Source organism: Mycobacterium fragae, assembly GCF_002102185.1.
Taxonomy (GTDB): domain Bacteria; phylum Actinomycetota; class Actinomycetes; order Mycobacteriales; family Mycobacteriaceae; genus Mycobacterium; species Mycobacterium fragae.
Map to the genome: position 1 here is coordinate 324,179 of NZ_LQOW01000024.1, position 19,234 is coordinate 343,412.

Consider the following 19,234-nt stretch of genomic DNA (forward strand, 5'->3'; position numbering starts at 1 on the left):
TGTGAGCAATCGTCAGCTGTTGGTCGGCGCCCTGGGCGCGTTGCTGGTTGTGGTCGGGGTGTTGGGGCTCTGGTTCCCGGTGTATTTGGGCCAGTACGACCAATTCGGCATGCAGATCGCCTGCGGCCGTGGTTTCAGCGCGAACCTGTCTCAGGCCGCCGACGCCAACGGAGACGGTCTGGTCGCGCAATGCGGCACTGCACTGCTCGAGCGTCGTATCTGGGCGATCCCCACCACCATCATCGGCTGGGCGTTGCTCACCGTCATCTTGGCGATCTGGGTCCGCACCGAACCGGGCGCCGGCGAAGAAAGCACGCGCTTTTGGGAATTGGGCGGTGACGCCACGTAGCAGAAATCGCCAGTCGTAACTGTACAGTCTGAACTGTCTACTGTACAGTGGGGTCGTGGAGCGAATCAGCGAGTCGTCAGGGGCAGCCGCCCGGGACCTTCGGGTGATGTTCAGCCGGCTACGCCGCCGGCTGAAGGACGTCACGACCGGCAGCGATCTGACGCCGTCGCAGACGGCGGTGCTCACCCGACTCTGGAAAGAGGGCGACTCGTCGGCCAGCGCGTTGGCCGCCGCGGAGCGAGTGCGGCCGCAGTCAATGGCGACCATACTGGCCGGCCTCGATCAACATGGACTCATCCGGCGTACGCCCGACCCGGACGACGGTCGGCGCCAAGTGATCTCGTTGACAGCTGCCGGCCGGCGCCGCGCGGAAAGTGATCGACAGGTCCGGGAGGAATGGCTGGCTCGTGCCATACAGGACCGGTACTCCGAGCGGGAACGCCGCGTCATCCTCGACGCATTGGCCCTGCTTCAACGTTTGATTGATTAACGAAAGGAAGTACCAATGGAATTGGGAATACACTTCATCGACTTTCTGCCCGGCGATTCGGCGAAGTTGGCCCCGACGCTGGTAGCGACGGCCAAGGCTGCCGAAGACATCGGCGCGACGTTATTCACCCTGGCAGATCACTTCTTCCAGATGGAAAATGTTGGGCGCGCTGAGGATCCGTTCCTGGAGGGCTACACGTCGCTGGGCTATCTGGCCGGGCAGACCGAGACGATCACCCTGGCGATGCTGGTCACCGGAGTCACCTACCGTCACCCGGGACTTCTTGCCAAGATCGTCACCACGCTCGACGTGCTCTCGCAGGGCCGGTCGATGTTCGGTATCGGGGCCGCATGGTATGACCGCGAGCACGTCGCCCTGGGTGTTCCATACCCGGCGGTGCGTGAGCGGTTCGAGATGCTGGAAGAGACGCTGCAGATCTGCCGACAGATGTGGAGCGACGACAACGGCCCGTATGACGGCAAGCACTATCAGTTGGCCGAAACGATCTGTGAACCACAGCCCATCCGGCGGCCGCCGATCCTCATCGGTGGTAGCGGTGAGAAGAAGACGCTGCGGCTTGTCGCGCAGTACGCCGATGTGTGGAACACCACGGATTCCGAGCCCGACGTACTCAAACACAAGATCGACGTGTTGACCCGCCATTGTGAAACCGTGGGCCGGGACCCCGCCGAGATCCGCAAAACCGTGGGCCTGATCACTGACCCGTTCGCCGACATCGACGGATACCTCAAAACACTCGAGCGCTACGCCGAGTTAGGCATCGAGATGATCAATACCGGCCCCCTGCCCGGCACTCCGGACCCAGCCGGCTTCGTGCGCCATTTCGGCGACGAAGTAGCTGCTAAGCTATCCGAGATCGGTTGAGCCGCAGCACTTTAACCGGTGGATCGTCGTCGCGGCCTACCGACAGCTGCTACTTGGCCAACTCGTGGCGGGTGCGGTCCTCGCGAGTCGGAACACCGTTGCGGCCACTGAGATCCTGGGCGTACAAGCCGGTCGCATAAGCGACGCCGGCGCCGTGAATGCCGAGCGCGGTGCGGTCGACGTGATCGATGGTGTCGGTGCTCTTGTGGTAGTTCGGGTCGAAGGGTTGGTCCGCCGTACCGCCCCACAAGCCGGCCTGCTCCTTCGACTTCTTGTTCTCGGCCCCGGAGAACAGCCCGCCGGACGGGACACCCGCCATCGTGAACCCGTCGTAGTCGGACCTGCCGTCGAACGAAGTGTCCTCCGGTTTCTTGCCGGCCGAGTTCAGGTAGGCCGCGAGCGAACGCTCGATGCCCGCCGAGCCCTCGGGCACCACCGGGTTACCCCGCTTGTCGAGCGGCAGCGACTGGTCTCCGTCGTAGGTGAAATAACCGGGGTTGGGCGAGCCCAACATGTCGAAGTTCAAATACAGGGCGATGTCTTTGAGCGCGTCGACGTCCAACGACTCGACGTACTTGCGCGACCCGACCAGCCCGAGTTCCTCTGCGCCCCAAAAGCCGAACCGCACCGCATTGCGCACGGGCGGTGAACTTCCCAACTGCAACGCAGTCTCCAGCACCGCCGCCACCCCGGACCCGTTGTCGTTGATTCCCGGCCCTTCAGGAACGCTGTCGAGGTGAGCGCCGGCCATCACCACGTCGGTGGCCGAGCCGGTCTTGGTTTGCGCGATGACATTGCGGGCATGGACCGATTTGGTGTCCGCTTTGAGCTTCACCGTGGTGATCCCCGATTTTTTCCGCAGCTGCGCCCCGTCGGTCTTGGACACGCTGACCACGGGGATCTTGACGTCGGCGTTCTCGCCCAGCGTGCCGCCCATCTTCTCCGCGACGACGTTGTCCGCGACGACCATCGCGACGGCACCGCGCTGCACGGCGGCTTGCTCTTTCTGAAAGAACGGGCAGCTGCCGCGGTCCACCAGCACCACCGCGCCCTGCACCGGCAGGTTGTCGTAGTCGGAGGCGGTGCAGCCGGGGCTGTCTTCCACAGGGGCCGCTACCAGCGGGCCGTGCACGCCGTCGGCCGGGGTGGCCAGGCTGAACTCCAGTGCGTGCGCCTCGAAGGTGTGGTCGGCGACGGTCACCGACCCCGGTTCGGAGTGGAACACGCGCGCGTCGAACTGCGCGGTTCGAACGTCAAAACCCTTGTCCCGCAACTTGCCCACCACATAGTCGACGCTGGCGTCGTACCCGCGGGTGCCGACCGCACGGGTGTTGCCGTTGGCCCGGGCGATGTCCTGAAGCTTCCTCAGGTGCGCCATCATCGCGTCGGTGCTGATTCGCTTACCCAGCGAGACCGCGTAATCCTGGGCGGATATCGATTTCGCCGGTGGCGCGGTATCCGACGAGGTGCACCCGACAGCCACCAATGCAACCGCCGCAACGACGACGAGCACCGGCTTCCATTTGTTGACCACCGCGACCAGATTAGCCGCCAGTGGGTCAATTGGCCTGCGCGGGGACGTGGTCGAGGCGCAGGTAGGCGTGGATGGTGGTGCCAGAAGGGGTGGTGTGCGTACGCAACAAGTCCGCGATCGCGTTCACCACGAACAGTCCGTACGGGCCTGAGCCCGCCGCGGCGGGTGGCCGGCGCCCGGCCAGCGGATCGGTCCACCGCCCGATGTCGCGCGCCTCGCAGACCACATGGCCGGCCTGGTACCAGAACGCCAACCGGCATGCCGCGCCGGCGTGATCGAGACTGTTGGTGGCCAGCTCGGTGGCGACCAGCTTGAGGTCGGCGATTTTCTCCGCGGACATGCCGAGTAACCGGCCATACCGGCCAGTGCGGCTGCGTGCGCCGGCCAGATCGTCCGGGCGGGACACGGTGTAGGTCACCGCGGCCGGGTTGGTCGGCAGCGGTTGGTTGCCCTGATCCAGCGCGGCATCGAGCGCGTACTCACGGCTGTGCTGCTGCGACCCGCGCTGCCAGATCAGCGGATGCGTGACGCGCACATCGGCCAGGACGCTGTCGCCAAGACGGGAGGCGTCGTATGGACACAGGACGGTCGCGTTGCAGCCCGCGAACGCGATGTTGACCAACGCCTCATGCTGCACGCACGCGGGATATTCGACCGCGGTGCGGCCGGGCCACACCGGCTCGCCGACGATGCGGACATGGCGCGGCCGGTGGCGTTCGACAAAACCGAGTTCGGCAGCGAGGATCCGCCCCGGATTGCGGCCCATTTCCGTGATGTCGGTCATGGTCACGTGTGTGGCCGCATCGCCCAACGCGTCCCGGAGCAGCGCCAGTTTGTCCCCTGGTATTGCGACGAACACCGGTTGCGCCCGGTCCAAACCCTCCGATATGAACCGGGTCAGCGAGTCGATGTACTCGCCCTCCGAGTGATATAGCAGCGCCGAGTGATCGTGGGAGCCACCATAGGAGCGCCGGTGGGGATGCACGGTGATCGACATGTCGACGGATGGTCCCCATTCAGCAGTGCTTTTCCTGCGTGTCGCCTCGGTAGGCGTACCCAGGGGCACTGAGAGTTAACCCGTCTCGCCGGTTTGCGCCACGATCAAGTCGGCGACGGCGCGCATACCGGCGGCGTTGGGGTGAAACGGCGCCGGGCGCCAAGGCAGCGGCCAGGCAGGGCCGACCGTCCAGGGGTCGTTCGACCAGGGGTGATGATCGCGGCTGGCGGCTGCGGCGGGCACCAGGTCGCAGCCGGTGGCCGCGGCGGCGGCCGCGGTGTACTCCGCCAAGCGCGCGGCGACGTATCGGCCCAGGTCCGCGTCGGCCGCCGACAGCGGTGCGGCGCTCACCCCGTCCGGTGGCAGCAGCGTGAGGTAGTCGACGAACACCATCCGGGCTCGCGGCGCCCGCCTGCGCACCGTCGCGCCGACCGCACGCAATGAATCGCCGACCTGGCCGAGCGCCTGCTCGCGCATGTCGCGGTTCAGCACCTCGCCGATCGGGGGCAGCAGCCGAGCCGGGCGCACCCGGCTCACTAGCGCCGCGGCCATCAGCAGCGGCACATAACCGACGTCGTTGCCGCCGATCGTGATGGTGACCAGCACTTCGGAGCCGTCCAGCGCGTCGATTTGCGGGGGCGCGCCACGCTGACGTTCGGCGAGGACATTGGCGGTGGTGGCACCGGAGAACGTGACGTCGACCAGGTCGAGGTTCAGGCGCTGGGCAACCAGGTGGGCGTAGTTGCGAGCCGACCGGCCCGACCCCCACGGCGCGCCCGGCGCACGGGGCCGGATACCGGGACCGGCCGCCATCGAACTGCCCAGCGCGACATACCGCCCCGTCATAGCGCGGGGCTGGACGCCTGCGCCCAAAACCGCTTCGGGATCCGCCCGGCGCGCCGGGCCAGGTAGCCGGCGGTGACGGCGGCGGCCATCGCGGCGGCCATCGCGGGCGGGTCGGCGGCTCGGGTCACCGCGCTGGCCAGCAGCACGGCCTCACATCCCAATTCCATTGCCAGCGCGGCGTCGCTGGCGGTGCCGATGCCCGCGTCGAGCACGACGGGCACACCGGCGGCCTCGACGATCATCTCGATGTTGTGCGGGTTGGCGATCCCCAGGCCGGTGCCGATCGGCGAGCCCAACGGCATCACTGCCGCACACCCGGTGTCCTCCAGCCTCTTGGCCAACACCGGGTCGTCGTTGGTGTACGGCAGCACGACAAAGCCGTCGTCGACCAATTGCTCTGCGGCGCGCACCAATTCGACGGCGTCGGGTAGCAGCGTGCGTTCGTCGGCGATCACTTCCAGCTTGACCCAGTCGGTGCCGAGTGCTTCGCGGGCCAGTTGTGCAGTCAACACCGCCTCCGCGGCGCTGCGGCATCCCGCGGTGTTGGGCAGCGGTGTGATGCCCAGCTTGCTCAACAGCTCGAGCATCCCGGTGCCGCCCTCGGCGTCGACCCGGCGCATCGCGACTGTGGTCATCTCGGTGCCCGACGCGATCAGCGCCTCCTCCAGCACCGCGAGGTTGGTCGCGCCTCCCGTGCCCATGATCAGCCGCGACGTGAAACTGCGCCCGGCGATGGTGAGTTTGGAGTCAGCCACCCTGCACCGCCGTCACCACCTCGAGTCGAGCACCATCGAAAAGTCTTGTCGCCCAGCCGGATCGCGGCAGAACCGCCTGATCGAGTGCCACCGCTATACCGCGCTCGGGATATCCCAGCGACTGCAAAAGCGCAGCGACGGTGGTCCGGTCATCGACCTCGAGTCGTTCCGCGTTGACCGTGATCATCATGCGTGTGCTCCAACCGGAATGAGTTCGGACACAACCTGTTCGGCGGTCCAGGGTGCCAACAGAAAGCCGTTACGGCCGTGGCCGGCGGCAACCAGGGTTCGGGCGTCCAGCCGTCCCACCAGCGGCAGATTATCCGGTGTCATCGGGCGCAACCCGGCAACGCACTCCGCCAGCTCGTACTCGCCCAGCGCCGGCATCACCGCACACGCGTCGTCAAGCAGGTCACGCACTCCGGATACCGTCGGCGCGGTGTCGCGGCCGTGCTCGTATTGGGTGGCGCCCACCACCACACCGTCGGCGCGTGGCACCAGATACACCTGGCGCCCATGCACACGTGCGCGAATTACCCGCTGCGGCACCGGCATACAACCTTTGCGCCAGCGCAGCCGCAGCAGCTCGCCCTTCACCGGCCGAATCGGCAGGCCCGGCCACAGCGCCGGCGCGTCGATCCCGTTGGCGAGCACGACGGCGTCGGCCTCAACGGTGGCCAAGTCGTGCACCGGCCCGTCCCATTCGACGCCGAGCCGCTCGCACGCCGCCGCCAGCGCGTCCAGCAGGGCGCGGTTGTCCACCGCCAGCTCCGTCGGCGCGCGGAAGCCGTGCCGGATGCACTGCGCCAGCAGCGGTTCCACGTCGCGTGCCGCCGGCTCCCAGATCACCGGGTGGCCCTGCGCGGACAGCCAGTCCGCCACCGTGTGCAGATCAGCGACATCGGCGCTGTCGACGGCGACCGCCAACGACTCCCGTGCGGTGATCACCCCCGCAGGCAGTCCGTCGGTGAATCCCCCCTGCTGCCATAGCCGCAGCGACTCCATCCCCAGGTGCAGCAGCCGCTCTTCGCCGGGCCATCCTTCGGTATGCGGGGCCAGCATCCCGGCCGCGACCCAGGATGCGCCGCGCTGCCCGCTGCGGTGCACCCGCACCGACCAACCGGCTTGAGCCGCCCGCCGCGCCACCGACAGCCCGATGACCCCACCGCCGATGACGGCCAGTGAGTTCGGCATCCTTCGCTCCCTTCGCCGGCATGATCCGGATCAGGTCGAACGGTAAGGGCAGGTCCTGATGGGTGTGCCCACTCTCAGCCCCGCTCCCGGGACTCCCGTGTTGGTCAGTTTTCCACGCTAGCCGCTAGCGTCGCGGTGTGCACGAACGTCTCGCAACGGCCAGGCTTTACCTGTGCACCGACGCCCGCCGCGAGCGCGGCGACCTGGCCGAGTTCGCCGACGCCGCCCTGGCCGGCGGGGTGGACATCATCCAGTTGCGCGACAAGGGCTCGGCGGGCGAGCGGCAGCTGGGCCCGTTGGAGGCGCGCGCGGAGCTGGCGGCGCTGGAGATCCTCGCCGACGCCGCCCGCCGGCACGGCGCGCTGGTCGCCGTCAACGACCGCGCGGACATCGCCCGCGCGGCCGGCGCCGACGTGCTGCATCTGGGCCAGGACGACCTGCCGCTGCCGGTGGCGCGCGACATCGTCGGGCCGGTCACACTGATCGGCAGGTCGGCACACACCCGCGACCAGGTGGCCGGCGCCGTCACCGACGCGGTCGATTACTTCTGCGTCGGGCCGTGTTGGCCCACCCCGACCAAACCGGGCCGTCCGGCGCCCGGCCTGGCGCTGGTGCGCAGCGCCGCCGAACTGGCCGGCGAAAAACCGTGGTTTGCCATCGGCGGTATCGACTCCGCACGGCTGCCGGAGGTGCTCGACGCCGGTGCCCGCCGCGTCGTTGTGGTGCGGGCGATCACCACCGCCGAGGACCCGCGGATGGCCGCCGAGCAGCTCAGTTCGGCGCTGGCAGCAGCGAGCTGATCCGGCAGCTCAGCTGCGACGGCGCCTGATCGGGCCGGCCCGCGGTGCACCATACGAAGACCCCCGCCTCGATCTCGACCGTGCGCGGCAAGTGACGCCGTCGCTCGTCGGCAACCTCCAGCGGCACGGTTGCCGGCGCGGTACGCAGCCGGTGCCAGCTGGCGGCGAACCCGGGGTGTAGCGGAAGCTCGGCGACTTCCTCCTCGGCCACCCAGCGCAGCTCGGCGCTCTCCCGATTGGGCACGGTCTGCAGTAATTCGCCGGCATCGGCGACGACTGTGGTGTAGGTCCAGTGGGCGCCGCCGATCCCGAAAACCTCGGCCGTGATCACCGTGCCCCGCACCGTTAGCTGCTCGCTGGGCAGCCCGGCCTCCTCGTGGGCTTCCCGGACGGCGGCCTGCTCGGCGGTTTCGTGGCTGTCACGGGCGCCGCCCGGCAGACCCCATGTTCCGCCCTGGTGACTCCACGGCGCCCGGTGCTGCAGCAACACCGCCGGCGTGCCGTCGGGGCGAGGGGCTCGCAGCAGCAAACCGGCCGCGCCGTGGCGACCCCAGTAGTGCATACCGGTGTCGGAGACCACCCACCCGTCACCGTCGCCGCGCACGCGTTCAGGATAAGCAGCGCTCGCCTCCCCGCATCTGGCGAACGAACTCTTAGACTTCGCTTATAGAGTTCGTGACACGTACGCCCGAAAGATGAGGTCCGAGCCACGTGACCGTTGAGTTGGCGCATCCATCGACCGAGCCGCTGGGCTCGCGGTCGCCGACTGAATTCGTGCATCCGCGGTGGTGGTTCATCGCGACGACGCCGGGCCGCATTCTGTCGATCGGCGTGATCCTGGCAACGCTGGGCGTGCTCAGCGCGTTCGCCACCTCGACAACGATCAATCAGCGCCAGGTCACGCTGACCACCGTGTTGAACCACACCGAGCCGCTGGCATTCGCGGCCGGACGCCTGTACACCACGCTGTCGGTGGCCGACGCCGCGGCCGCGACCGCGTTCATCGCCCAGGCCGAACCGCGCGCCGTCCGACAGCGCTACGAGCAGGCCATCACCGATGCCGCGGTGGCGGTGACCCGGGCGTCGGGCGGGCTGAGCGAGGAGACGTCGTGCGCGCCGTTCACATCGTCGACCTGCCTGCAACTGCTGGGCAAGATCAACGCCGAGCTGGCCGTCTACACCGGGTTGATCGAGATTGCCCGCACCAACAACCGGGCGGGCAACCCGGTCGGCTCGTCGTATCTGTCTGAGGCTTCGGCACTCATGCAGGCGAAGATCCTGCCCGATGCGCAACGCCTTTACCAAGCAACTTCGGCGCGGGTGGACAGCGAAACCACGGCGACTACTCAGATCCCGGCACCAGTGATCCTCGTCGTCCTCGCCACCGCGGTCTTCGGCGCGTTCTCGCATCGCTGGCTGGCCCGGCGCACCCGACGACGGATCAACCCCGGTCTTGTCGCGGGTGCGCTGGCGATTCTCGTTATGGTGGTTTGGGTGGTAATCGCTCTGGTGATCTCCACCAACGCCAGCCACAGCGCGAAAGACTCTGCGGCAGAGTCGCTCAAGACCATCACCAACATGTCCATCAGCGCCCAGCAGGCCCGTGCCGACGAAACGCTGTCGCTGATCCGCCGCGGGGACGAAGAAGTCCGCAAGCATTCCTTCCACCAACGCATCGACACCATGCACAAGCAGCTCGACGAATACCTGGCCCGCGGAGACGCGGTCGACCGCACCGACCTGCAGGGCGCCAACGAACTGCTGACCCGCTGGCGGAAGGCCAATGACCGGATCGACTCCTACATCTCGGTGGGTAACTACCAGGCCGCCACCCAGGTGGCGCTGGGCACCGGCGAGGACGACTCCACTCCCGCGTTCGACAAACTCGACCGTGTGTTGGGCAAGGCCATGGAACAGAGCCGCAATCAACTGCGCGACGACATCATCAACGCGCGTCGCGGGCTGTCCGGCGCCACGGTCGGTGCCGTCGTGCTCAGCCTGGGCGCGGCCATTGCGGTCGCACTCGGATTGTGGCCACGACTGAACGAGTACCGATGAAGTCGTCGTCCCGGATCGTGTGCGCCGCAGTGGCGATCACTACGGTGCTGGCCGGGTGCGGCCACTCGCCTCCCGCAGCCGTGCCCCCGGTGCCCACCCTGCCGCCCCCCACACCCGCAGGCATGCAGGAAATCGCACCGCGGGCGCCGCTCCCCCCGGATCGCTCCGCCAACACGTGCAACCCCACCGCCAGCCTGCGCCCATTTGACAACCCGGCCGACGCCGACGCCGCGGTCGCCAAGATCCGCGCCCGCGGCAGGCTGATCGTCGGGCTGGACATCGGCAGCAACCTGTTCAGCTTCCGCGACCCGATCACCGGTGAAATCACCGGGTTCGACGTCGACATTGCCGGCGAGGTGGCGCGCGACATCTTCGGCACCCCATCGCAGGTCGAATACCGGATCCTGTCGTCCGCCGAGCGCATCACCGCGCTGGAGAAGGCGGAGGTCGACGTCGTCGTGAAGACCATGACGATCACCTGCGAGCGGCGCAAGCAGGTGAACTTCTCCACCGTGTACCTCGATGCCTACCAGCGCATCCTGGCGCCGCGCGACTCGGCGATCACCAAACCGGCCGACCTGTCCGGAAAACGTGTCTGCGTTGCGAAGGGCACCACCTCGTTGCACCGGATCCGCGAGATCGCGCCGCCGCCGATAGTGGTGGAGGTGGTGAACTGGGCAGACTGCCTGGTAACGCTGCAGCAGCGGCAGGTCGACGCCGTCAGCACCGATGACTCCATCCTGGCCGGCCTGGTTTCCCAAGACCCCTACCTGCACATCGTCGGGCCGAACATGGGCACCCAGCCCTACGGCATCGGGATCAAACTGGACAACACCGGGCTGGTCCGGTTCGTCAACGGCACCCTGGAACGCATCCGCCGGGACGGCACCTGGAACACCTTGTACCGCAAGTGGTTAACGGTGCTCGGTCCGGCGCCGGTACCGCCGAGCCCGAGGTATGTGGACTGATGGGCGACTCGGTCAACAAACCCGAACCCGACGAAGCCGGCCCGGGCACCCAGCCGGTCGATGAGTCGCCCGACTCGAGCTCGGCGCGACGCCCGGTGACCACGCAGGCGGTGTTCCGCCCGCATTTCGACGACGACGAAGACTCCGACGACATAGCGGCGCGCACTGCCGACACCGAACCGCGCGAACGCGTGACGACCGCGGCGCGGGCACCGGTGCGGCGGTTGGGCGGCGGGCTGGTCGAGATCCCGCGGGTGCCGGACATCGATCCGCTCGAGGCATTGATGCCGAGTCCGGTGGTGCCGGAGTCCAAACGGTTCTGCTGGAACTGCGGGCGGCCGGTGGGCCGCTCCAGCCCGGACGGCAAGGCGCTCTCGGAGGGCTGGTGCCCGTATTGCGGCAGCCCGTATTCGTTTCTGCCGCAACTGAGTCCGGGCGACGTCGTCGCTGGCCAGTACGAGATCAAGGGCTGCATCGCACACGGCGGCCTGGGCTGGGTCTACCTGGCGTTCGACCGAAACGTCAACGATCGTCCGGTGGTGCTCAAGGGCTTGGTGCATTCCGGCGACGCCGAGGCGCAGGCGATCGCGATGGCCGAGCGACAGTTCCTCGCCGAGGTGGTGCACCCGTCGATCGTGCAGATCTTCAACTTCGTCGAACACACCGACCGCCATGGCGAACCCGTCGGCTACATCGTGATGGAGTACGTCGGTGGGCGATCGCTCAAACGAGGCAAGGGCGACAAGCTGCCGGTCGCGGAGGCCATCGCCTATGTGCTGGAAATCCTTCCCGCACTGGGCTATTTACATTCCATCGGCTTGGTCTACAACGACCTCAAACCGGAAAACATCATGCTCACCGAGGAGCAGCTCAAGCTGATCGACCTGGGCGCGGTGTCGCGGATCAACTCGTTCGGCTACCTCTACGGCACACCGGGCTACCAGGCACCCGAGATCGTGCGGACCGGTCCCACCGTGGCCACCGACATCTACACGGTCGGACGCACGCTCGCGGCGCTGACGCTGAACATGCGCACCCGCGGCGGCCGCTACGTCGACGGGCTGCCCGAGGACGACCCGGTGCTGAGCACGTACGACTCGTTCGGCCGGTTACTGCGCCGGGCGATCGACCCGGATCCTCGGCGCCGGTTCGCCAGCGCCGAGGAGATGTCCGGGCAGCTCTCCGGTGTGCTGCGCGAAGTGGTCGCCCAGGACACCGGGATCCGGCGGCCGGGACTGTCGACGATCTTTTCCCGCTCCCGCTCCACGTTCGGGGTGGACATGCTGGTCGCGCACACCGACGTCTACCTGGACGGCCAGGTGCACGCGGAGAAGCTGACCGCCAAGGAGATCGTCACCGCGCTGCAGGTTCCGTTGGTCGACCCGGCCGACGTCGCCGCGCCGCTGCTGCAGGCCACGGTGCTCTCCGAGCCGGTGCAGACGTTGGATTCGCTGCGCGCATTCCGGCACGGCGCACTGGATTCCGACGACATCGACCTGTCCGAGTCGGTCGAGCTGCCGCTGATGGAAGTGCGGGCGTTACTGGACATGGGCGACGTGGCCAAGGCCACCCGCAAACTCGACGACCTGGCCGATCGGGTCGGCTGGCGATGGCGCCTGGTCTGGTATCGCGCGGTCTCGGAGCTGCTCACCGGCGACTATGACTCGGCCACAAAACATTTCAACGAGGTGCTGGACACCTTCCCCGGCGAGTTGGCGCCCAAGATGGCCCTGGCTGCAACCGCGGAGCTGGCCGGCAGCTCCGACGAGCACAAGTACTACGAGACGGTGTGGAAGACCGACGATGGGGTGATCTCGGCGGCCTTCGGGCTGGCCCGCGCGCAGTCGGTGGAAGGAGACCGGGAAGGCGCAGTGCGGACTCTGGACGAAGTACCAGCCTCCTCACGGCATTTCACCACCGCGCGGCTGACCAGTGCGGTGACGCTGCTGTCCGGCCGGTCGGCAAGCGAAATCACCGAAGAGCAGATCCGCGACGCCGCAAGGCGTGTCGAGGCATTGCCGCCGACCGAGCCGCGGGTGCTGCAGATCCGCGCCCTCGTGCTGGGCAGCGCGATGGACTGGCTGCAGGACCACGAGGCCAGCACCAACCACATCCTGGGCTACCCGTTCACCGAACACGGCCTGCGTCTGGGCGTCGAGGCGTCGCTGCGCGGGCTGGCCCGGGTGGCGCCCACCCAGGCGCACCGCTACACGCTGGTCGACATGGCCAACCGGGTGCGCCCCACCAGCACATTCTGACCGCCGCCGCTCCGCCGCCCTTTCCGGTCGAGTGTGCGTCGAGGGCGGAAAATTCGCGCGTCGGCCGCCCTACGCGCACACTCGACGCCCTCAGCGCACAGTCAAATCCCTGCCGTGCAACGCCTGCCTGACCCTTCGCACGATATCCGCCGGACGGTCCTCGGCGACCACCCGAATCACCAGCCAACCCAGTCGTTCCAGGGTCTCCAGCCGCTTGATGTCGTTGACATACCGCCACCGGTCGACCAGATGCTGATCGCCGTCATACTCGACCGCGACCATGTTCTCCGGCCAGCCCAGGTCCAAGAAATACGTCTTGCCGCCGGTCCTCACCGGTATCTGGGTCAAAGGACGAGGGAAGCCTGCATCGATAAGGAGTAGCCGCAGATAACTTTCTCTCGGCGACTCCGCGCCCGGGTCGACCAGATCCAGCACGGTCTCCAGTTGGCGCAGTCCGCGAGCACGGCGATGACGATCGGCAAGTAGCGCAACATCGTCGACCTTGAAACCCGTTGCCCGGGCAAGCGCATCCAGTCGGGCAACCGCCAAGCGGACAGTCCCGCGCGGCCTATGTCGAACGCGGTCCGCTCGGGTGTGGTAACGCTACGACCGTTCACGGTCTGCACCTCGTCGTCGAGCAGCGCGTCGCGGCGAGTCACGACGCCGCGCGGGGCGCGAGGGTTGGGGTAGATCAGCTCGACTGCAATGTCATCATCGATCCACTTCGCGCCGTGTAGCGCCGCGGCCGCAGTTCCGGCGATCACCCCCTGGCGGCCCGACCACAGCCACGCGGCGGCAATGCGTGCTCCAGGGATAGCGGGATCTGCTTGGAGAGATAGACGTTCGGACACATCACCCGGTATTGCGTACGCAGCTGATGGCGGTTGAGCACACCACGCGCCAAAGCCTCGCTGCCGATGAATGGTTCCCCCGACTCCCCCATTCGGTGCACATTCCCATGCCACGTGGTGCCGTGCTGCGCAGCATCCACAGGCCACAAATCAGCTCGCGACGAGCTTGACCACCTGATCGTTGCCGTAGTCGGTGACGTAGAGGTTGCCCAACCCGTCCACCGCCACACCCTCGGTGTAACTGAGCTCGGGGACCTGCAGCACGACCTGTTTGTTCGCGCCCGCGTTCAACCTCACCACTCGGCCGCCGTCGGTGACGTAGAGGCTGTTCGATGAATCGGTTGCCAAACCGGATGGATCTTTGAGGCCGGTGAACGGCAGCACGGTCTGGCTGCTCGATCCGGGCGCCAGCTTCACCACCCGATTGTTGCCGGTATCGGCGACGTACACGCTGCCCGACGCGTCGACCGCCACTCCCTTGGGGCGTTCGAGGTCGGAGAACGACAGCACGGTCTGGCTGGTCGACCCGGCCGCCAGCTTCACCACCCGATCGTTGCCCGTGTCGACCACGTACACGCTGCCCGACGCATCCACCGCCAGACCCTCGGGACGTTTGAGGCCGGTGAACGGCAGCACAGTTTGATTGGTCGAATTCGGCGCGAGCTTCACCACCCGGTCGTTGTCGGTATCGCCGACGTAGACGTTGCCGTCGTTGTCCACCGCCAGCCCGTACGGCTCTTTCAGGCCGATGAACGGCAGCACGCTCTGCATCGTCGACCCGGCGGTGAGCTTCATCACCCGATCGTTTTCGACATTCGAGACATACACGTTGCCGGCCCGGTCCACGGCCACCCCCTCGGGCCCGGTGAGGCCGGTGAACGGCAGTACCGTCGCTCGATACGACGATGGTGCGGTCTGGGCCGACGATTGAGTGGTCGGGCCCGAGGCGACCTTCCACACGACGATCCCCGCCGCGATGACCACCAACAGCACCAGCAAGCCGACCGCCAACGGCATCAGCCACGAGCGCTGCCATGACGGCGCGGCGGTGGACTCGTCCGGGTAGAAGTCCAGGTCGCTGACCTGGTCCGGAACCGGCTGCGGGATACGCCGTCGCGCGACGATCTGATTGAGGTCGTTGGCCCGGCGCAGCATCGTGCGGGCGTCACTGTCCGGTCCCGCCAGTGCGCCGCGGGCAGCGCGAGCAAGATCGCCGGCGGTGGCGAACCGCTGCCGCGGATCCTTCGCCATCCCGCGCGCGACGACGGCGTCGAGCGCGGGTGAGACAACGTGCGGGCGCAGCAGGCTGGGCTTGGGCGGCGCCGCGGTCAAGTGGGCCTTGATCACCTGGCCGACCGTCTTCGCACCCGGAAAGGGGCTGTCGCCGGTGAGGATTTCGCTCAGCACACAGGCAAGCGAGTACACGTCGCAGCGATTGGTCAGCGGTTCGTTGTCGAAACGCTCCGGCGCCATATACGCATAGGAACCCGCCGTCGGACCCGGTGCGTTCAGTGCCGGGTCGGCGATACCGAAGCCGTATAGGTACGCGACGCCGTCGCCGGTCACAAAGATGTTCTCCGGCTTGACATCCCGATGGATCAGCCGTTGCGCATGCGCGGCATCAAGCGCCGCAGCGACCTGCTCGATGATGGCCACCGCGCGCTCGGGGTCGATCGGCCCGAACGTGCTGACCAGCGACCGCAACGTCTCCCCGGATACCCACCGTGTCGCGACGTAACAGGTGCCCTCGCTCTCGCCCCAATCGTGCAGCGGTATGGCATGGCGTTCCGGCAGCTTCGCCACGATCGGCAACTCGTGGAAGAACCGCTGGCGATCGATCGTCTGCGGCAGCAGGGTGAGCCCGACCATTCGGTCCTTGGCCGTGTCTTCGGTCGTGAAGAAGGCCTCGTAGAGCGGACCAACGCCGGTGTGGCAGTTCAGCGCTCGTATCTCGTAGGGGCCGAATTGTGTCCCGACCCGGGCGGTATCGGGCTGCTCACCCATAATTCGACTGTAACCCGCTACTCAGGCAAGCACGCTCAGGCAGTCGCGAGCGATGGCCAGCTCTTCATTGGTCGGGATCACCAGCACCGCAATCGGTGAGGTGTCGGTGGAGATCCGGCGGGCATCCCGAGCGGGCTCGAGGTTGCGCTGCTCGTCGAGCTCGATGCCCAGCGCCGCAAGCCCGCTCACCGCGTCGCGACGCACCGCGGCCGCGTTCTCACCGATCCCGGCGGTGAAGCTGACGGCATCGGTGCGGCCGAGCACCGCCAGGTAAGCGCCGATGTACTTGCGCAGCCGATGAACAAATACGTCGTAGGCTAATTGGGCTGCGCTGTCGCCGGATTCGATCATCTCCCGCAACCGGCGAAAGTCACGCTCGCCCGCCAGGCCAAGTACCCCGGAGCGTGCGTTCAGCATCGACTCGACGTCGCCGACACTCATGTTCGCCTCGCGGCAGAGGTAGCCGATGATGCTCGGGTCGATGTCGCCGCTGCGGGTGCCCATCACCAGGCCCTCCAGCGGCGTCAGCCCCATCGACGTCTCGACGGGCCGGCCTTTCGCGATGGCCGATGCCGACGCGCCGTTACCCAGATGCAGCACAATCTGATTCAGCTCGCCAACCGATCGTCCCAAAAACGCAGCGGCCTGCTCGCTGACGTACTGGTGTGACGTTCCGTGAAATCCGTAGCGGCGGACCCGCCACTTCTCGGCCACCTCACGCTCGATCGCGTAGGTCGCCGCGGCGGGCGGCAGGTTGTGGAAGAACGCTGTGTCGAAGACCGCGACATGCGGAGTGTCGGGCAGCATCTTGCGCGCCACCTGAATACCCTGCACCGCCGGCGGATTGTGCAAGGGGGCCAGCTGCGACAATTCCTGGAGCTCGGTGATCATCGCGTCGTCGATGACAGTGGGACGATAAAAGGTCTGGCCGCCGTGCACCACGCGGTGACCGACAGCCGCCAACCCGCAGGACTTCAGGTCGATACCGTCGGATGCCAGCTGCTCGAACGCCACACGCAACGCCGCATGGTGGTCGGGAACCGGCGAATCCCGCTCGCCGATCTGCTCGACCAGCCCATCCGCCAGCGACTGGCCCGAATCAGGTTGGACCAGCGCGTATTTCAGCGACGACGAGCCGGAATTGATCACCAGCACCGTGGTCACGGCTGCCCTTGCGCCTGGATCGCGGTGATCGCAACCGTATTGACGATGTCTTCGACCAGCGCACCGCGGGACAGGTCGTTCACCGGCTTGGCCAAACCCTGCAGCACAGGGCCGATAGCGATCGCGCCCGCGCTGCGCTGCACCGCCTTGTAGGTGTTGTTGCCGGTGTTGAGGTCGGGAAAGATCAGCACCGTCGCGTGTCCGGCGACCGGCGAGTCGCGCATCTTGGTGGCCGCCACCGACGGCTCCACCGCGGCGTCGTACTGGATCGGCCCGTCAACCAGCAGCTGGGGCGCCCGATTGCGCACCAACTCCGTTGCCGCCCTGACCTTGTCGACATCCGCGCCGGTTCCGGATTCGCCGGTGGAGTACGACAGCATGGCAACCCTCGGCTCGATGCCGAACTGGGCCGCGGTGCGCGCCGAGCTGATCGCGATGTCGGCGAGCTGGTCGACCGTCGGGTCGCGGACTATCGCGCAGTCACCGTATGCCAGTACCCGGTCGGGCAGGCACATCAGGAAGATGCTGGATACCGTAGAAACACCAGTGATGCCACGCTCGGTTCCGATGATCTCCAACGCCGGCCGAACCGTATGCGCGGTGGTGTGCGCGGCGCCCGACACCATGCCGTCAACATGGGAGTTGTACACCAGCATCGTCCCGAAATACGACACGTCGCCGATGATCTCGCGGGCGTGCTCGACGGTGACGCCCTTGTGCTCACGCAGCCGCGCGTACTGTTCGGCGAATTGGTCGCACAATTCGCTGGTGCGCGGGTCGCATACCATGGCGTCGTCAAGGTTGACGCCGAGTTCGGCGGCGCGCGAACGTATCTGGTTCTCGTCGCCCAAGATGGTCAACTCGGCGATGCCGCGCTGCAGCAGCCGTCCGGCGGAACGCAGGATGCGGTCGTCGTCGCCCTCGGGCAGCACGATGCGCTTGCGGTCCGAACGGGCACGCTCGCGCAACTGGTAGGTGAACATCTGCGGTGTGGTCACCTTCGGAATCGGGATCGCCAACTGGGCCAACAGATCTCCGATGTCGACATGACGTTCCATCAACTGCAGCGCGGTGTCGATCTTGCGTTGCGACGACGTGGTGACCCGGCCCCGTGCCGACGCCACCGCGCTGGCGGTGTCGAAGGTTCCCAGTGTGGTGGCGATGATCGGCAGCCTCAGCCGCAGCCCGGCCACCAGCGCCCCGATCGACGGATGCAATTCGAACCCGCCGTTGAGGATGATGCACGACAGCGACGGAAACCCTTCGGCGGCATGGGCGCTGGTGACGGCCAGTACGACGTCCGAGCGGTCACCGGGAGTGACCACCGCGACGCCCTCGCTCAGCCGCTCCAGCACATGGTCAGCGGTCATCCCGGCGACCACCACACCCATCGCTTCGCGGCCCATCAGCTCAACATCGCCGGACAGCAGTGTCCCGTTCACCGCGGTCTGCAGGTCGGCCACCGTCGGCGCCACCAGCAGCGGGTCGTCGGGCAACGCATAGGTCCGCAGGCCGAACACGCTCAAAGCCTTGGCCACCGCCTCGAGCTGCGACGGCTCGCAGCGGTTGGCCACCACCGCCGCGGTGTGCGCGCGCTGGGCGTCCAGCTCCGCCAAACAGACCTCGACGAGGTGGGCGACCTGCTCGGCGGTGCGGCCCTTGGCACGCACCGCCAGCAGTACCGGCGCCCCGAGGTTGACCGCGATGCGGGCGTTGACGGACAGCTCAGCGGGGCTGGTGACGTCGGTGTAGTCGCTGCCGACGATCACTACCGCGTCGCACTGGCCGGCCATCGCGTGATAGCGCTCGACGATGTCGTCGATGGCGGCATCCCGGTCGGCATGCAGCTGTTGGTAGGTCACCCCGACGCAGCGCTCGTAGGACAGGTCGGCGGTGGCATGCGCCAGCAGCAGGTCCAAGATGTAGTCGCGCTCTTCGCCCAGGCGGGTAATCGGCCGGAACACACCGACTTTCGCGACGGTGGCGGTCAGCCGGTGCAAAATTCCCAGCGCGATCGTCGACTTGCCGGTGTCCCCTTCCGGCGCCGCGATGTAGATGCTGGAAGTGGGCACGCCGAGCCC

17 protein-coding genes, 1 pseudogene and 1 riboswitch are annotated in these 19,234 nt (G+C 67.3%); of the genes and pseudogenes, 7 read left to right on the forward strand and 11 right to left on the reverse strand.

The features are described 5' to 3' along the window. Position 1: 1 nt before the first annotated feature. The 3 genes from AWC06_RS12615 to AWC06_RS12625 all read left to right on the forward strand — a co-directional run bounded on the left by AWC06_RS12615 (position 2) and on the right by AWC06_RS12625 (position 1,724). Positions 2-349, forward strand: a complete 348-nt coding sequence (locus tag AWC06_RS12615) for a hypothetical protein (protein WP_227371082.1) — start codon at positions 2-4, stop codon at positions 347-349. A 106-nt stretch (positions 350-455) separates the two neighbouring features. Continuing rightward, a complete protein-coding gene (locus AWC06_RS12620; RefSeq protein WP_264480214.1) occupies positions 456-839 on the forward strand; it encodes a MarR family winged helix-turn-helix transcriptional regulator in 384 nt (127 codons plus the stop codon). Between the two features lie 15 nt (positions 840-854). After that, complete coding sequence (locus AWC06_RS12625; protein WP_085197792.1) at positions 855-1,724, forward strand: LLM class F420-dependent oxidoreductase; 870 nt, start codon at positions 855-857, stop codon at positions 1,722-1,724. A gap of 49 nt (positions 1,725-1,773) precedes the next feature. Here the strand turns inward: AWC06_RS12625 and AWC06_RS12630 are convergent, their stop codons facing one another. From AWC06_RS12630 to thiO, 6 genes are all read right to left on the reverse strand, one after another. After that, positions 1,774-3,207 carry a M28 family metallopeptidase gene (locus AWC06_RS12630; RefSeq protein ID WP_372458150.1) on the reverse strand — a complete coding sequence of 478 codons (1,434 nt, stop codon included), beginning with the start codon at positions 3,205-3,207 and terminating at the stop codon, positions 1,774-1,776. Positions 3,208-3,283: 76 nt separating this feature from the next. Beyond that, positions 3,284-4,255 carry an anti-sigma factor RsbA family regulatory protein gene (locus AWC06_RS12635; protein ID WP_085197796.1) on the reverse strand — a complete coding sequence of 324 codons (972 nt, stop codon included), beginning with the start codon at positions 4,253-4,255 and terminating at the stop codon, positions 3,284-3,286. A 75-nt stretch (positions 4,256-4,330) separates the two neighbouring features. Further along, a complete protein-coding gene (locus tag AWC06_RS12640; RefSeq protein ID WP_085197798.1) occupies positions 4,331-5,101 on the reverse strand; it encodes an SGNH/GDSL hydrolase family protein in 771 nt (256 codons plus the stop codon). Beyond that, positions 5,098-5,856, reverse strand: coding sequence for a thiazole synthase (gene thiG, locus AWC06_RS12645; RefSeq protein ID WP_085197799.1), 759 nt, complete (start codon positions 5,854-5,856; stop codon positions 5,098-5,100). The genes AWC06_RS12640 and thiG overlap by 4 nt, the downstream gene beginning before the upstream one ends. Beyond that, a complete protein-coding gene (gene thiS, locus AWC06_RS12650; RefSeq protein WP_085197801.1) occupies positions 5,849-6,046 on the reverse strand; it encodes a sulfur carrier protein ThiS in 198 nt (65 codons plus the stop codon). Before thiS ends, thiG begins: the two co-directional genes overlap by 8 nt. Beyond that, entirely contained in the window at positions 6,043-7,050 is a 1,008-nt protein-coding gene (thiO, locus tag AWC06_RS12655) for a glycine oxidase ThiO (RefSeq protein WP_085197803.1), read from the reverse strand. The genes thiS and thiO overlap by 4 nt, the downstream gene beginning before the upstream one ends. Continuing rightward, a riboswitch (TPP riboswitch) is annotated at positions 7,041-7,159 on the reverse strand. (Overlaps the previous gene by 10 nt.) Before the next feature lie 28 nt (positions 7,160-7,187). Between thiO and thiE the strand changes: the two genes are divergently transcribed. After that, positions 7,188-7,850: a thiamine phosphate synthase gene (thiE, locus tag AWC06_RS12660; protein ID WP_085197805.1), complete on the forward strand. Its 663-nt coding sequence runs from the start codon at positions 7,188-7,190 to the stop codon at positions 7,848-7,850. Here the strand turns inward: thiE and AWC06_RS12665 are convergent. After that, positions 7,822-8,454 (reverse strand): NUDIX hydrolase, encoded by a 633-nt coding sequence (locus AWC06_RS12665; RefSeq protein WP_085197807.1) that lies wholly within the window; start codon positions 8,452-8,454, stop codon positions 7,822-7,824. The genes thiE and AWC06_RS12665 overlap by 29 nt on opposite strands. Positions 8,455-8,561: 107 nt before the next feature. On the opposite strand from AWC06_RS12665, the gene glnX reads away from it, so the two are divergent. Genes glnX through AWC06_RS12680 form a run of 3 tightly spaced genes read left to right on the forward strand, consistent with a single transcriptional unit; the run spans position 8,562 to position 13,134 of the window. Beyond that, positions 8,562-9,908 carry a protein kinase G-activating protein GlnX gene (gene glnX / locus AWC06_RS12670; protein WP_085197809.1) on the forward strand — a complete coding sequence of 449 codons (1,347 nt, stop codon included), beginning with the start codon at positions 8,562-8,564 and terminating at the stop codon, positions 9,906-9,908. Further along, on the forward strand, positions 9,905-10,876 hold the full coding sequence (locus tag AWC06_RS12675; protein WP_085197811.1) for a glutamate ABC transporter substrate-binding protein: 972 nt from the start codon (positions 9,905-9,907) through the stop codon (positions 10,874-10,876). Before glnX ends, AWC06_RS12675 begins: the two co-directional genes overlap by 4 nt. Further along, positions 10,876-13,134: a serine/threonine-protein kinase PknG gene (locus tag AWC06_RS12680; RefSeq protein ID WP_085197813.1), complete on the forward strand. Its 2,259-nt coding sequence runs from the start codon at positions 10,876-10,878 to the stop codon at positions 13,132-13,134. The genes AWC06_RS12675 and AWC06_RS12680 overlap by 1 nt, the downstream gene beginning before the upstream one ends. 90 nt (positions 13,135-13,224) lie before the next feature. On the opposite strand, the pseudogene AWC06_RS12685 reads toward AWC06_RS12680, so the two are convergent. From AWC06_RS12685 to pta, 4 genes and pseudogenes are all read right to left on the reverse strand, one after another. Further along, positions 13,225-14,077 (reverse strand): annotated as a pseudogene (locus tag AWC06_RS12685) (DUF559 domain-containing protein). Positions 14,078-14,135: 58 nt separating this feature from the next. Then, a complete protein-coding gene (locus AWC06_RS12690; protein WP_085197815.1) occupies positions 14,136-15,989 on the reverse strand; it encodes a serine/threonine-protein kinase PknD in 1,854 nt (617 codons plus the stop codon). A 21-nt stretch (positions 15,990-16,010) separates the two neighbouring features. Then, complete coding sequence (locus tag AWC06_RS12695; protein WP_227371212.1) at positions 16,011-17,153, reverse strand: acetate kinase; 1,143 nt, start codon at positions 17,151-17,153, stop codon at positions 16,011-16,013. Beyond that, positions 17,150-19,225, reverse strand: a complete 2,076-nt coding sequence (pta, locus tag AWC06_RS12700; protein WP_085197817.1) for a phosphate acetyltransferase — start codon at positions 19,223-19,225, stop codon at positions 17,150-17,152. The genes AWC06_RS12695 and pta overlap by 4 nt, the downstream gene beginning before the upstream one ends. Between the last annotated feature and the right edge of the window lie 9 nt (positions 19,226-19,234).